The sequence below is a fragment of the Streptomyces sp. NEAU-YJ-81 genome (assembly GCF_017592595.1).
GTDB classification, from domain to species: Bacteria; Actinomycetota; Actinomycetes; order Streptomycetales; family Streptomycetaceae; genus Streptomyces; species Streptomyces hygroscopicus_B.
The window spans coordinates 46,033-60,585 of sequence record NZ_JAGFNO010000030.1; the positions used below are offsets into that span (position 1 = coordinate 46,033).

Annotated in this window: 11 protein-coding genes; 2 read left to right on the top strand and 9 right to left on the bottom strand. The window is 72.0% G+C overall.

The window, feature by feature from the left end; translation table 11 throughout:
* Positions 1-57: 57 nt before the first annotated feature.
* From J5X86_RS40270 to J5X86_RS40290, 5 genes are all read right to left on the bottom strand, one after another.
* Entirely contained in the window at positions 58-1,632 is a 1,575-nt protein-coding gene (locus J5X86_RS40270; RefSeq protein ID WP_279595663.1) for an RNA polymerase sigma factor, read from the bottom strand.
* Positions 1,633-2,093: 461 nt separating this feature from the next.
* Positions 2,094-3,047, bottom strand: coding sequence for a FadR/GntR family transcriptional regulator (locus J5X86_RS40275; protein WP_308124866.1), 954 nt, complete (start codon positions 3,045-3,047; stop codon positions 2,094-2,096).
* Between the two features lie 185 nt (positions 3,048-3,232).
* Positions 3,233-5,434, bottom strand: coding sequence for an ATP-binding cassette domain-containing protein (locus J5X86_RS40280; RefSeq protein ID WP_208521597.1), 2,202 nt, complete (start codon positions 5,432-5,434; stop codon positions 3,233-3,235).
* A gap of 130 nt (positions 5,435-5,564) precedes the next feature.
* Positions 5,565-6,326 (bottom strand): NUDIX domain-containing protein, encoded by a 762-nt coding sequence (locus J5X86_RS40285; protein ID WP_208521598.1) that lies wholly within the window; start codon positions 6,324-6,326, stop codon positions 5,565-5,567.
* A gap of 256 nt (positions 6,327-6,582) precedes the next feature.
* Positions 6,583-8,106: a DUF4192 domain-containing protein gene (locus J5X86_RS40290; protein WP_208521599.1), complete on the bottom strand. Its 1,524-nt coding sequence runs from the start codon at positions 8,104-8,106 to the stop codon at positions 6,583-6,585.
* A 110-nt stretch (positions 8,107-8,216) separates the two neighbouring features.
* Between J5X86_RS40290 and J5X86_RS40295 the strand changes: the two genes are divergently transcribed.
* Both J5X86_RS40295 and J5X86_RS40300 read left to right on the top strand, forming a co-directional pair.
* Positions 8,217-10,382, top strand: coding sequence for a RecQ family ATP-dependent DNA helicase (locus tag J5X86_RS40295; RefSeq protein ID WP_208521600.1), 2,166 nt, complete (start codon positions 8,217-8,219; stop codon positions 10,380-10,382).
* Between the two features lie 228 nt (positions 10,383-10,610).
* Positions 10,611-11,228: a hypothetical protein gene (locus J5X86_RS40300; protein ID WP_208521601.1), complete on the top strand. Its 618-nt coding sequence runs from the start codon at positions 10,611-10,613 to the stop codon at positions 11,226-11,228.
* Positions 11,229-11,359: 131 nt separating this feature from the next.
* On the opposite strand, the gene J5X86_RS40305 is transcribed toward J5X86_RS40300, so the two are convergent.
* The 4 genes from J5X86_RS40305 to J5X86_RS40320 form a co-directional block, all read right to left on the bottom strand.
* Positions 11,360-12,019, bottom strand: a complete 660-nt coding sequence (locus J5X86_RS40305) for a hypothetical protein (RefSeq protein ID WP_208521602.1) — start codon at positions 12,017-12,019, stop codon at positions 11,360-11,362.
* Positions 12,020-12,087: 68 nt separating this feature from the next.
* Positions 12,088-12,789 (bottom strand): ribonuclease HII, encoded by a 702-nt coding sequence (locus tag J5X86_RS40310; RefSeq protein WP_208521603.1) that lies wholly within the window; start codon positions 12,787-12,789, stop codon positions 12,088-12,090.
* A gap of 190 nt (positions 12,790-12,979) precedes the next feature.
* Complete coding sequence (locus tag J5X86_RS40315; RefSeq protein ID WP_208521604.1) at positions 12,980-13,873, bottom strand: ADP-ribosylglycohydrolase family protein; 894 nt, start codon at positions 13,871-13,873, stop codon at positions 12,980-12,982.
* An 11-nt stretch (positions 13,874-13,884) separates the two neighbouring features.
* Positions 13,885-14,544, bottom strand: a complete 660-nt coding sequence (locus J5X86_RS40320) for a histidine phosphatase family protein (RefSeq protein ID WP_208521605.1) — start codon at positions 14,542-14,544, stop codon at positions 13,885-13,887.
* Between the last annotated feature and the right edge of the window lie 9 nt (positions 14,545-14,553).

Here is a 14,553-nt window from a genome sequence, read left to right on the forward strand (position 1 = left end):
CTCGAGGGGCCCGGCCTTCGCGCTGTACCGCTTCGGTTTATGCGGCGGCGGTCCGCATCAGTCCAGGTAGTCGCGGAGGACCTGGGAGCGGGACGGGTGGCGCAGCTTCGACATCGTCTTGGACTCGATCTGACGGATGCGCTCACGCGTCACGCCGTAGACCTTGCCGATCTCGTCGAGGGTCTTCGGCTGGCCGTCGGTGAGGCCGAAGCGCATCGAGACCACGCCCGCCTCACGCTCGCTGAGCGTGTCGAGCACGGAGTGCAGCTGCTCCTGCAGCAGGGTGAAGCTGACCGCGTCGGCCGGGACGACCGCCTCGGAGTCCTCGATGAGGTCACCGAACTCGCTGTCGCCGTCCTCGCCCAGCGGGGTGTGCAGCGAGATCGGCTCACGGCCGTACTTCTGGACCTCGATGACCTTCTCGGGGGTCATGTCGAGCTCCTTGGCCAGCTCCTCCGGGGTGGGCTCACGGCCCAGGTCCTGGAGCATCTGGCGCTGGACGCGCGCCAGCTTGTTGATGACCTCGACCATGTGCACCGGGATACGGATGGTGCGGGCCTGGTCGGCCATGGCGCGGGTGATCGCCTGACGGATCCACCAGGTGGCGTACGTGGAGAACTTGTAGCCCTTGGTGTAGTCGAACTTCTCGACGGCGCGGATCAGACCGAGGTTGCCCTCCTGGATGAGGTCCAGGAAGAGCATGCCGCGGCCCGTGTATCGCTTGGCCAGGGAGACCACCAGACGGAGGTTGGCCTCCAGGAGGTGGTTCTTGGCGCGGCGGCCGTCCTCGGCGATGATCTCCAGCTCACGCTTGAGCTTGGGGGCCAGCTTGTCCGAGTTGGCGAGCTTGTCCTCGGCGAACAGACCGGCCTCGATGCGCTTGGCGAGCTCGACCTCCTGCTCGGCGTTGAGCAGCGGGACCTTGCCGATCTGCTTGAGGTAGTCCTTGACCGGGTCGGCCGTGGCACCGGCCGCGGCGACCTGCTGCGCTGGGGCGTCGTCCTCGTCCTCATCGGAGAGCACGAAGCCCGCGTTCTCGGGCTCGGCCTCGGCGCCCTCGGGACCGGGCTTGCCCGGTGCGGCCTCCTCGATGACCTCGTCGCCCTCGAGAAGCTCGTCGGTGACGTCCTTCTTGGCGGTGGTCTTCTTCGCGACCGTCTTCTTGGCGGCGGCGGTGGTCTTCTTGGCGACCGTCTTCTTGGCCGTGGCCTTCTTGGCGGCGGCCTTCTTCGCGGGGGACGCCGCGGCCTCATCGGCCGGGATATCGCCGGCGTCCGCCGATGGAATGGCCGGGGCTGTGGGGGCCTTCTTGGCGGTAACCGTCTTGGCCGCGACAGTCTTGGTGGCGGTGCGCTTTGCCGGGCTCTTCGCTGCGACGCTCTTGCGGGTGCGCTTGGGCGCTTCTGCGGCACTGACCATCAGCGTCACACCCTCCTCGTCGAGGATCTGGTTGAGGCTGCGCAGTACGTTCTTCCACTGGGTTGGCGGAATCTGGTCAGCCTCGAAGGCCCGGCGCACATCGTCGCCTGCGATCTGCCCCTCAGCCTTTCCCCGCTCGATGAGCGCCATGACAGACTCCGACTCGGCGATCTCCGGCGGGAGCGTACGGGATGTGCTGGCCGACACGAACAACCTCTCGGAACGTTGGAAACGGCTTCCGGCTCAGTCCGGTGGGGACCGGAGCCGACGACCGCCGGCAGGGATGAACCGACGGCGCGGGCGGAGTGCGGAGGAGTACAGCGTTACGAGCGACATCCGTATTCCCTCCGCGGCTGCCACCTCTTTAATCATCGCGCTACCCCAAAGAGCGTTACGCCCAATACTCGTGGCCCGAGTCACACCCCATAACGGTCTTAATGCCCATCCAACGGGACAGAAAACTCCCAGTCGCGCACCGATGGGAGTCGTACGGTGCCGACCGATCGGTCGCGCCGCGCCGCCGAACCCGCGGCGCGGGATCCGGCGACGCCCTCTCGTACGCCGTACGGCATCCATCGGGCCGGCACTCGCCGCCTACTGACACCGCCTTGCCGTACGTCGTACGCGGCACGCTCCGGGCGCCCGGGGATCCGGGCACCGGACGCGCCGACGGATCAGTGCTCGCGCGGCGCGGGCACCCCGACCTCGGCATGATCGAGATCCGGGTGGACGGTCAGCAGCTGGCGCATCGCCGCCTCGGACGCCGCGGCGTCGCCCTCGCCGATCGCCTCGACGATCCTGCGGTGGTGGGTGACTCCCGCCTCGCTGAGGCGGTCGCAGCCGGAGACGGGCGCCCCGGAGACGTGGAGCGCGGCGGCGACGATGCCCGCCAGGTGCTCCAGCATCCGGTTGCCCCCGACCTGCAGCAGCAGCCCGTGGAACTCGGCGTCGGCGCGGGAGAAGGTGAGGGTGTCACCCTGTGTCAGCGCATGGGTCATGATCTCGACCATGTCGGCGAGCCGCTGCTGCACCTCCTCACGGCCGTGCCCGGCGGCGAGCCGGGCGGCCAGCGGCTCGATGGTCCAGCGCAGCTCGCACAGCTCGCGACGCTGGTCGTCGCGCTGTGGGCCGAACGCGCGCCACTCGATGATGTCCGGATCGAGCAGATTCCAGTCGCTGACCGGGCGGACCCGGGTGCCCACGTTGGGGCGGGCACTGACCAGGCCCTTGGCCTCGAGGACGCGCAGCGATTCCCGTACGACGGTGCGGGAGACCTCGAAGCGCTGTCCGATCTCCTCGGGGACGAGCGGACGGTCCGCACCCAGGTCGCCGGAGACGATCATCTGGCCCAGCTGCTGTACGAGTTGGCCGTGCAGCCCGCGGCCCCGGTTGCCGGCCGCGCGTCGGCCCACCCGGCCGATCTCTGCCTCGGCGCCGTCCCAGGAGGAGGGGGCGCTGCCGCGGCCGGCGCCGGGGGCGTCGGCGTAGGAGTAGCGGTCAAGCTCGCCCGAACCGGCCAGGCCGGAGTCGGCGGGGCGAGCCGCGGTCATCGTGGTGTGCGCAAGGGTACTCACGCATCCTTTGTCGGCGACGCCTCGGAAGCCCTTGAGGTCTTTGGTGAAAAGCACACGAAAGGGTGATCGCCCATTACCTCATAATTGACGCTCAATCGGACAGAAAGAAGCATGCTGCGGGGAGTTGCGAGCAGTTCGCGCTATGGGTGTGCGAATCCACTTCGGGCCTGATCCACTGGCTTCGCGGGCGGGCGACCGGCGGACCGGGCCCGGCGGCCCGGCCCGGGGTGGGGTGGGTACTACTGGCGAGTGCTCCTGCCGCGCAGGCCGGTGATGGCGTAGGCACACAGCAGGACGGCGACCGACAACATCAGGGCCTGCCCGACCGGTTGGGAGGCGAGCCGCAGCGCGACCGCCAGCCCTCGGTCGATCATGGAGGGCGGCCGGTCCAGCGTCGCCGCGCGCAGCCGGTGCGGCAGCATGACCAGCGATCGCAGCGACGGATCCTCCGCCGCGCGCTGGACGACGGGCACCGCGAGGATCGGCACGGCGAGCAGGGTGGCCAGCCCGAGGGCGGTGGACCGGAAGACTCCGGCGGCGAGCAGCCCGGCCCACGACGAGCCGATGGTCAGCCCGAAGACGCCGACCACCAACTCCGGCCAGTCGCCCGGCAGCGGTACCGCGTTGCCGCCGACGAGCAGCAGGAGCGCCGCGCTGTCGAGCACGATGACGCCGAGCGACAGCATGATGGCACCGGCCGCGCAGACCGCGAATTTGGCGGCCAGCAGTCCGAGCCGTCGGGGCACGGCGTCCCGGGTCGCGGCCAGTGCCGGAAAGCGGAACTCGTCCCCGAAGGCGAGGGCTCCCAGCAGGCCGGCCGCGATGGCGACGGGAGGCAGCGGGAGATCGGCGGGCCAGCCGGTGAGCCGGTGCAGCTCCCCGACGCCACCCGTGCGGGCGAGCAGCACGGAGGCGAGGAGGGAGGCGACGATGGCGGCGACGCCGATCAGCCAGCCGGTCCGTACACCGGTGGTGCGGCGCAGCTCGTAGCGCATCGGCCAGGCGGGGCCGGGGAAGCGGAGCTTGGGGAGCAGACGCATCGGGGGTGCCTCGGGGTCGCGGGCGCGGGCGCCCGCGGAGGTGCCCGGGCCCAGATCTGCGGTCTCTTCGACCAGCCGGTGGACCACGATGCCGTGGCGGTAGGCGGTCTCCCCGACGGAGGCGGGGGACAGGCCGTAGACGGAGATGTGGGTCTCGTCGTCCCGCACCACGGAGAACGGGTCGGCGGGCGCGGGGACCGGTTCCTCCTCGGCCTCGGCCCGGGCCACGGCCCCAGTCCGCGCGACGGCCGCATCGGCGTCGGCAGCGGGGGCGGGCACAGAGGCGGCGGGGACAGGGACGGGGGCGGGGACAGCCCTTTTCGCCTTGTCCGACTTGGCCGCCTTGCCATCCGACTTGGCCGTCTTGTGGTCCGGCTCGGGCGCCTTGTCGTCCGGCTGGGCCGCCTTGTCATTGGCCGCGGCCTCCGCGGTGGCCTTCTTCGCCTCGGCCCCGACAGCGGCGCCCCGGGCAGCGGGCTGGGCCTTCCTGACCTTGCGCCAGATCGCCCTCTTCCTGACCTTGGGCCCGGCACCCTCGCCCTTGGTCGCGTCGCCCCCTTCGGCGACGTCGGACGGGGCGGCGTCGGCCTTTGCCGCCTCGGCCTTGGCCGCGAGCTCGGCCGCGGCCCGGGCCTCCTCCTCCGCCTTGACCTCGGCCAGCTGACGGGCGGCGTGGACCTCCTCCTCCAGGACGGCGGCGAGCCGGCCGACGAGCGGGGAGTGGACCACGACACGGGGGCGCAGCCGGGTCTGGGCGAACTCGTCCACTGGCTGATCGGCCACCAGTCGGCCCGACTCCAGGGTGAGCACCTGGTCCGCGACGCGGATGGCGCCTTCGGCGTTCTCGGTGGCGACGAGGACGGCGCCGCCCTGGGCGGCGAATTGGCGCAGCAGCCCGTAGAGCCAGGCGGTCTCCCGGGCCGACAGGCCCCGTGCGGGCTCGTCGAGCACCAGGGTGTGCGGATCCCCGAGAAGAGCGATGGCGATCCCGAGACGACGCTCCGCCCCGGTCGACAGATCACCGAGACGCTCGTCCGCCAGATCGGTGAGGCCGACCACGTCGAGCACCACATCGGCGCGTGCGGCGGGCACCCCGGCCGCGGCACCGAGCATCCTCAGATGCCCCCGCACGGTGCGGCCGGGGTGACCGGGGACGTCCTCGAGGAGAACGCCGATCTCATGAGCCGGGCGCCGGATGCGGTGCAGGGGGCGGCCCCGGAAGAAGGCGGAGCCATGGCCCCGGTCGAGCTGCAGCAGAAGCCGCAGGGCGGTGGTCTTGCCCGCGCCTGGGCCGCCGAGCAGTGCGGTGACCCGGCCCGCCGGGGCCTCGAAGGTGAGGTCGTCGACAACGGGCGGCTGGTTGCGGCGGGGGGTGCTGGTCAGTCCGGTGGCCTGGATCATGGCTTCTCCCGCGGGGCATGGAACCGCTCGATGGCACGTGGGGACTGGTGGCGTACCGGAGCACGTTAACCCGCTATGTCCTATTTCTTCGGCACATAGCTCTCCCGTGGATTCGTCGTGTCATGGCTCGTCACACCTCGGGACGGAGCATGGGCGGATTGAGCAGCGTCGCTCCTCCGGCCCGGAACAGCTGGGCGGGACGGCCACCCTGACGGGTCGTCGTACCGCCCGTGGGCACCAGGAATCCCGGGGTGCCGGTGACCTTGCGGTGGAAGTTGCGCGGGTCCAGGGCCACGCCCCACACCGCCTCGTACACCCGGCGCAGCTCGCCGACCGTGAACTCCTGCGGGCAGAAGGCGGTGGCCAGCGAGGAGTACTCAATCTTGGAGCGGGCGCGCTCGACCCCGTCCGCGAGGATGCGGGCATGGTCGAAGGCGAGCGGGGCGGCCAAATCGCCGTCGCGGCCGAAGGCCCCGTCCTGGTCGAGCAGCGATCCGACCGGGGCCCAGCGCACACTGTGCGCGTCGCCTCCGGCCCGAGGCGCGGGCAGATCGGGTGCCAGCGCGAGGTGCGCCACGCTGACCACGCGCATGCGGGGGTCCCGCTTCGGATCGCCGTATGTGGCGAGCTGCTCCAGATGGGCAGCGTTCGGAGGGACCGGAAGCGTGGGGTCATGGGCGAGCAGCCCGGTCTCCTCGACCAGCTCCCTGGCAGCGGCGGCGGCGAGATCCTCATCGGCCCGCACGAAACCGCCGGGTAGCGCCCACCGCCCCTTGAAGGGCGCCTCCCCGCGTCGGACGGCCAGCGCACACAGCGAATGCCGCCGCACGGTGAGCACGACCAGATCAACGGTGACGGCGAACGCCGGAAAGGCCGACGGGTCGTAGGGCATGACGCGATCATAGTCGTCTGCCTGACGATAATCAGGCCCTTGGGCATGATCACCAATGTTCGGGAAATCGCTCTCTCAAGCGCTCGCCTGCACGAATCCCGTACCTCCTTCCGAACGCCTCCGAGCCGCCCCACGCCCCCGACCACCGCACCCCGGCCCACCCACCGACCGTCCACCGGCCGTCCACCCCAGGCCACGCTCCAGGGCTCCCCTCGTCGCCTCTGGCCCCGCCCCACGGCTCTCCCGCCGGTCCGGGTCAGCGGCGGCTGCGCGTCCCCCGTCCACCGGTCCGGCGCCGGGCGCGCGGCCGCCCTTCCGGGCGACGCCTGCCACCCGGGGCGGCCGCCCCGGCCGGGCCGCTCTTCCCACCCGAGCCCACGGTCCCGCCCGGCCACTCCCTTGCAGACTGCCGCTCTTCCTTGGCTTCTGCTTCAGCCAGTTCCTCCGTCTCCGCCGGCTCCTCCGTCTCCTCTGCCTCCTCGGCCTCCGCGCGGGTGGCCCGCTCGGCTGGCTCAGCCGACTCGACCGCTCCGGCCGTCTCCAACGGCTCGGCGTCCACCGGATCGCCGAGCCTCTCCAACTCCGCGTGCACTGCCGCGTGCACAGCGCGGTCGGCACGGTCGGCGAGGTCGGCACGCTCGGCGCGGTCGGCCCCGTCGGAGTCCTCCTGACGCAGGCACTGGCGCAGCAGCTTCGGATGGACCCCCTCATTGCACGCCTGATGCAGCAGCCTGGCGAAGAGATAGTCGGGATCGACCCGCAGGGCACGGCCGAGCGCCACTCGCGCCGTGAGCTCATCACCCGCCGACCAGGCGACCCACCCCGCCAGGGTGAGCGGCGCCGCCGCATGCTCCCCGTACGGGCCGACGCAGCGACGGGCCAGCGCGCGCCACAGCCGCAGCGCCGCGTCGGCGTCCACTTCCTCCATCCACCCGGCCGCCCGGTCCCGGGTCCGTCGGTCCTGCAGCCCGATGATCACCGCGGCCGCTTCCCGATCGTCCAGCAGCCGGTCATCGTGAAGATCGGCCGCACACGCGTCGGCGGCCGACGGCGCGGACTGGAAGGTGTCCAGCATCCGGCCCACCAGACCGAGGGTTTGCGCACATACCGTCGTGGATTCAGCACCGTCCAGAATCCTCGGCACGAGCTCGGCCCCGGCCGCGTCCAGCGCCCGCTCCTGCCCGTCGGCCCGGGGTGCGCCGAGCGGGGCGAGCCTGGCCTCCATCTCGCGCAGCGAGCCGCGCACCTGGACCCCCGCGAACGTCGCCGCCGCGGCCATGACCGAGGTGCCGGGCAGGGCGAGCGGAACGCCTTCCGGCGGGCAGCAGCGCCGGTCGGGACAGACATACGACCAGAACCGGCCGCCGGAGATGCACAGCGCCTCGAACACCGGCACCTCCAATCCGCCGCACGCGGTGCGCAGCCGCTGCGCGAGTGGCCGCAGCCGCTCCATCGCCTCCTCCCCCGACTCGCCCTCGGCCGGCTCCTGGCACAGGAACAGAACGACTCCGTCCGGCCGCCCGCCACGCCGCTCGCTGCCGCCGATCAGGCATTCGGCGAGCTGGTCGCAGACTTCGGGCCACTCCTCCGGGATCCGGGGAATGCCGAGCCTCAGCCTGCCGCCGAACCGGCCGCGGGAGCCGTGCAGCGCGATCATCACGATGCTGTCGTCAGGCTGAAAGCCCAGGACATAAGGCAGGGCATCGGCGAGCTCGGCCGGGCTGCGGAGGGTGACCTGCTCTTCGCCGGGCAGACCGGCCGTTTCGTTGTGTCGAGTCATGGCCCGACGGTCCCTCAGCCCCGTCGGCCCCGCCACCCCTGTGGATAACGTTATCCACAGGCTGCCGGGACCATTGGCGCGATGTCGGCCGGATCGGGTTGCATGGGGGCATGAGCGACGAAGATCTGCGTACCTCGGCCGACCGCGTCCTGGCCCGCCTCGTAGGGGACACCACCGGCTCCGCCCGGCTCCGGGAGGATCAATGGCGGGCGATCGAGGCGCTGGTCGCCGAGCGCCGCCGGGCGCTGGTCGTGCAGCGCACCGGTTGGGGCAAGTCGGCGGTGTATTTCGTCGCCACCGCGCTGCTGCGCGAGCGCGGCAGCGGTCCGACCGTGATCGTCTCCCCGCTGCTCGCGCTGATGCGCAACCAGGTCGAGGCCGCCGCGCGCGCCGGTATCCAGGCCCGCACCATCAATTCCGCCAACACCGAGGAGTGGGACACCATCCAGGCGGAGGTGGCCGAGGGCGGGGTGGATGTGCTGCTGGTGAGCCCGGAGCGGCTCAACAACCCCGATTTCCGCGACACGGTGCTGCCACAGCTGGCCGCCGCCACCGGCCTGCTGGTCGTCGACGAGGCACACTGCATCTCCGACTGGGGCCATGACTTCCGGCCCGACTACCGCAGGCTGCGCACCATGCTCGCCGATCTGCCCCAGGGCGTGCCCGTGCTCGCCACGACCGCGACCGCGAACGCACGGGTCACGGCCGATGTGGCCGAGCAGTTGGGCACCGGTGAAGGGACCGCGCGGGCGCTGGTGCTGCGCGGGCCGCTGGACCGGGAGAGCCTGCGGCTGGGCGTGCTGCCGCTGCCGGATGCCGCGCATCGGCTCGCCTGGCTCGCCGAGCACCTCGATGAGCTGCCGGGCTCCGGGATCATCTACACCCTCACCGTCGCCGCGGCCGAGGAGGTGACCGCGTTCCTGCGGCAGCGCGGCCACACCGTCACCTCCTACACCGGCAAGACGGAGAACGCGGATCGCCAGCAGGCCGAGGAGGACCTGCTGGCCAACCGGGTCAAGGCGCTGGTCGCCACCTCCGCGCTGGGCATGGGCTTCGACAAGCCGGACCTCGGCTTCGTGGTGCATCTCGGTTCGCCGTCCTCCCCCATCGCCTACTACCAGCAGGTCGGGCGTGCCGGGCGCGGTGTGGAGCACGCCGAGGTGCTGCTCCTGCCCGGCCGCGAGGACGAGGCGATCTGGCGGTATTTCGCCTCGCTCGCCTTCCCGCCCGAGGAGCAGGTGCGCCGCACCCTCGAGGTGCTGGCGGCGTCGGACCGGCCGGTGTCCCTGCCCGCGCTCGAGCCCCAGGTCGAGCTGCGGCGGTCACGTCTGGAGATCATGCTCAAGGTGCTCGATGTGGACGGCGCGGTGCGGCGTGTGCGCGGCGGCTGGACCGCGACCGGGCAGCCTTGGGCGTATGACGCGGAGCGGTATGCGTGGGTGGCGCGCCAGCGGGAGGCCGAGCAGCAGGCCATGCGGGAGTACGCCTCGACGGGCGACTGCCGGATGGAGTTCCTGCGGCGGCAGCTGGACGATGAGAAGGCGGCGCCCTGCGGCCGCTGTGACAACTGCGCGGGGGCCCGGTTCACCACCGAGGTGTCCGACGCCTCGCTGGACGCGGCGCGCGGCGAGCTGGGGCGGCCCGGTGTCGAAGTGGAGCCGCGCCGTATGTGGCCGACTGGGCTGCCCGCGGTGGGCGTCGACCTCAAGGGCCGCATTCCGGCGGATGAGCAGGCCGCCCCGGGCCGGGCCCTGGGCCGTCTCTCCGACATCGGCTGGGGAAACCGGCTGCGGCCGCTGCTGGCCCCGCAGAGCCCGGACGCCCCGGTGCCCGACGATGTGGCCGGTGCGGTGGTGACGGTGCTCGCCGACTGGGCCAAGGGCCCCGGCGGCTGGGCCTCGGGCACGCCGGACGCCGCGGACCGCCCGGTGGGCGTGGTCACGGTCGCCTCGCGCACCCGCCCGCAGCTGATCCGGACACTTGGCGAACGGATCGCCACCGTCGGCCGGTTGCCCCTGCTCGGGAGCGTTGCGTACCACGACGGCGATTTCGACACCCGGGTGCCGCGCACCAACAGCGCCCAGCGGCTGCGAGCGCTGCACGGCGCGCTGACCGTGCCTCCCCCGCTGGCGGCGGCCCTTGCCGAGGCGGGTGGGCCGGTGCTGCTGGTGGACGACATGGCAGACACCGGCTGGACCTTGGCCGTCGCCTCCCGGCTGCTCCGCCGGGCCGGAGCGGCTGGAGTGTTTCCGCTGGTCCTGGCCGTGCAGGGGTAGGGGCGGCCAGGGCGGCGGCGGGGCATGAACCAGTCAGGAATATAGAACGCACATCCAGGTAAAACGGTCAGTGGGGCCAACTGCTCATTGCCGCACGCGGGCGCGACCGCAAGAATTGTCCACAGCTCCCCCGCCCCCGGTCCGTCCGTGGTCCGACGGGGCTGTGTCGTGGCCCGCGCCCGTGCCCGACCCTTCGCACGGACCGTGGGCGCAGACGAAGGGAGGACCGTGACCTTCGGCTTCGCTCCGCCACCGTCCGCCGATTCCGTTGCCCGGGTCGGCCGGATGCTCCAGCCCGCCGAGTGGGCGGCAGCGGGGATCCCGCTGCTGCGCAATCCACGCGAGGTGGTCACCGGACTGCACAGCCGCCATCTGCCGACGCCCTCGACCGTCGTTGTCGCGGTCCTCGATCCGGACGAACGGCTCACGGCGAGCGCCTCGTTCGTCCGCCGCACCGCCGCCGTCGACGGCTGGGACTTCCGGAACGCGCTGCTGGCGCAGTTGCGCCGGGTGATCCCACACGATCTGCGGCGCCGCACACCGATCCGCACCGCCGTGCTGCTCTACTGCCGCGAGGGCGAGAGCCGGTGGACGGACGAGGACGGCGCCTGGATGTGGGGGTTGCGCGACGCCTGCACCCTGCACGGCCTGCGCTGCGGCGCCTACATCACGCTGACCCGTGACGGATGGCGGGTCCTCGGCGAGGGGCGGGGCGGCCGTCGGCCGCACTCCGCTTCGCTGCCCACCGAGTTGGACGTGGCCGTCGAGGGCGACGGCGACCCGAAGGCGCTGCCGCGGCCCCACCTCGGAGCGCGTACGGCGCTGAGTCACTCCGCCGCCGTCTGACCGGTCGCCGGGCACCCGCGTCCGACCGGTCGCGGGGCGCCCGTGGCCACCTCCGTCCGTCCGGACGCCGGACAGCTCCGCCCACGGGGGACAGAGCCTGCCGGACACCGGGCGTTCGGGGACGTGCGGCCTCAGGCGCCCGGACCGATGAGGGCGTTGATGCGCTTCGGGTCGCCGCAGACGATCAGCAGCATCCCGGCACGGCCCATCGCCTCGGGCAGCGCGCGGGCCACGGCGTCGTTCGCACCGCCGTTGACGGCGACGACCACGACCGGGCGGCCCTTGACGCGGTCGGCATCCGCACCGGCGTAGAAGACATCGTCTCCGGCGTCGTGCTGCGCCCAGTACGACGCCTCGCCGAAGGACAACTCATGCGCCGCCCACGGATGCTGCTCCCCGGTGGTCAGCACCAGGATGTCAGCGGGGGCCCGGCCGGAATCCAGCAGCAGATCGACCGCCTCGTCCGCCGCGTCCAGCGCGCCGTCCACCGTGGCGGGGATCAGCTGGAGCTGGGGACCGGCCTTCGCGGCGGCGGGTGCGGCCTTGGCAGCCGAAGCCGCCGGGGCGGTCGGCAGGGGCTTCGTCGCATCGCTCGTGGTGCGCTGCGACTGAGCCGACGAGGTTCCGGCGGAGCCACGGTTGGGACCGGGGCTTCCGGGCCGCCGCGGTGCGGGCCGGGGGCCGGGACCAGGGACAGGACGAGGGGTCGGCGCGGTGCGGCCTGCGGCCGGTGTCGCGCGGGGACCCGGGACACTCTCGTGAATCTGAGGCTCCTCGGGGATGAGAGGCATGGGCTGATGTCTATCAAACGTCGGTGCGAGTCGCATCGGCGGGTGGCGGTTTTGACCGCTTGGTCTGCTCAGAAGTCGAAGCCGAGTTGGCCTTCGCCCTCCAGCCCGACCGGTTCGGGGGTGCTGCGGACCCGCTTCAGGTGCCGCCAGCGGGGCAGCCCGTCCATATAGGCCCAGGACAGCCGGTGGTGGGGCGTGGGCCCCAGTTCCCGCAGGGCGGCGCGGTGCACGGGGGACGGATATCCGGCGTTGTCCTCGAAGCAGAAGTCCATGTGCTCGGCTCCCAGTTCGACCATCATCGCATCCCGGCGCACCTTGGCGATCACCGAGGCGGCGGCGACGGACACACAGGACTGATCGCCCTTGATGACCGTACGGACCGCCCAGGGAGCGCCGAGGTAGTCGTACTTCCCATCAAGGATCACCGCCTCCGGCCGGACCGGCAACGCGTCCAGCGCACGCGTGGCGGCGAGCCGGAGGGCGGCCGTCATCCCCAGGCCGTCGATCTCCTCGGGGGAGGAGTGACCCAGGGCGTGCGCGGTGACCCACGAGTGCAACTCCTGGGCCAGGGTCGTGCGCTTCTTGGGGCTCAGCAGCTTGGAGTCGGTGAGCCCGGTCGGCGGACGGCGCAGACCGGTGACCGCCGCGCAGACCGTCACCGGACCGGCCCATGCCCCGCGCCCGACCTCGTCGATACCGACGACGATCTTGGCTCCCGTCGTGGCGCGAAGCGAGCGCTCGACACTGTGGGTGGGCGGTTCATATGCCATGGCGAGGACAACCTTACGCCGCTCTTACCTGCGTTCGGAACCCGGATCCTCGGCAGCGGTCCCCGGCTCATCCGGGCGGCCCCGTCCCCGATGAATCGGGTGGCCGATTCGCCTCAACACGGCGCGGCGGAGGGTCGGTTCACCGGTGGGGCAAACCGGGCGACGCACCGCATCACGCCCGCGGGAGGGGTCAGTCGGCCTGCACCGGGACCCACTCCGGCAGCGCCTCGGTGCGGTCCTGCCAGTCGGCGGGCGGCGCACCGGCGGCAGCGGCCGCGACCACTCCCCCGACGATGGCGCAGGTGGTGTCCACGTCCCCGCCGGCCGAGGCCGTCCTCCAGAACGCCTCCTCGAAGGAGCCCAGGTGGCGGGCGGCCGCCCACAGGGCGAACGGCACGGTGTCATGGGCGCTGGTGCGCCGGCCGCAGCCGAGCACCGCGGCGACGGTCCCGGCGTCCGCGTAGTCGAGCATGTCGCGGGCGCGGCGCAGGCCCGCCTGGACCGCGCTGCGCGGCACCACCTCGACCACCCGGTCCAGCAGCTCCTCCGGCCCGCCGTGGCCCGCCGGATCCGCCACCAGCGCCGCGGCCGCGGCCACCGCCATGGCTCCCGCCACGGCCTCGCGGTGCTGATGCGTGGTGTACGCCGAGATCTCCGCTTGATGCGTCGCCTGCTCCACATCGCCCGCGTACCAGGCTCCCAGCGGGGCGATCCGCATGGCGGCGCCGTTGCCCCACGACCCCTGCCCCTGGAACAGCCCGGCGGCCAGGTCACGCCAGTCGCCGCCCTCCCTGATCAGGCGAAGCATCCGGTTCACGGCGGGGCCGTAGCCCCGGTCGAAATCATGGTGGTCGGCGAAGGACCGGGCGAGATGGTCCTGGTCGATCCGGCCGTGGTTCACCAGGATTGCCAGGATCGAACAGGCCATCTCGGTGTCGTCGGTCCACTGCCAGGGGTCGGGCGGCAGCTCGCGACGCTTGAGGAACGGATAGTTGGCGGGGACGAAGAACTGGGAACCGAGGGCGTCGCCCACGGCCAGCCCGCGCAGACTCCGAAGAGCCCGATGGAAACGGTCAGCGGTCATCGCTGCGCACTCTAACCGGTGCGGCCGTAGGGCTTGGGGGTGCACCAGCGTTCGAAGGGCCGGTCCAGGTGGTAGCGCCCGTCGGAGCCGAGCAGCAGGGCCCGTGTTTCGCCGTTGCCGGGGTTCGACAGCGACTCGAATTCGGCGACGTTCCAGTGCAGCCACCGCATGCAGAACAGTCTCATGGTCAGCCCATGGGTCACCAGCAGGACGTTCGGCGGATGTGCCGGGTCCTGGAAGCTGCGCCACAGACTCTCCAGGAACGCGTCCACCCGGTCGTAGACGTCGGCGCCCGACTCACCCTGCGCGAACCGGTAGAAGAAGTGCCCGTAGGCGTCGCGGTACGCCATCTGCTTCCGCACGTCCTCGCGGTCCTGCCAGTTTCCCCAGTCCTGCTCCCGCAGCCGCGGCTCCTCCCTGACCCGAGTGCGCGTGGGGTCGAGATCGAGCAGCCTCAGGGTCTGGTGGGTGCGTCGGTACGGCGACACATAGATCGACACGCGCTCGTCGCCGAAAGCGGCGCGCAGCCGCTCGCCCGCCTCCGTCGCCTGCCGACGCCCGGTCTCGGTCAGCTTCAGAGCATGGTCGGGCACCCTTTCGTACACCGAGTCATCAACATTCCCCTCTGATTCTCCGTGCCGCAGGAGGACGATGCGCCGGGGTCGTGCCATGGCGCCACC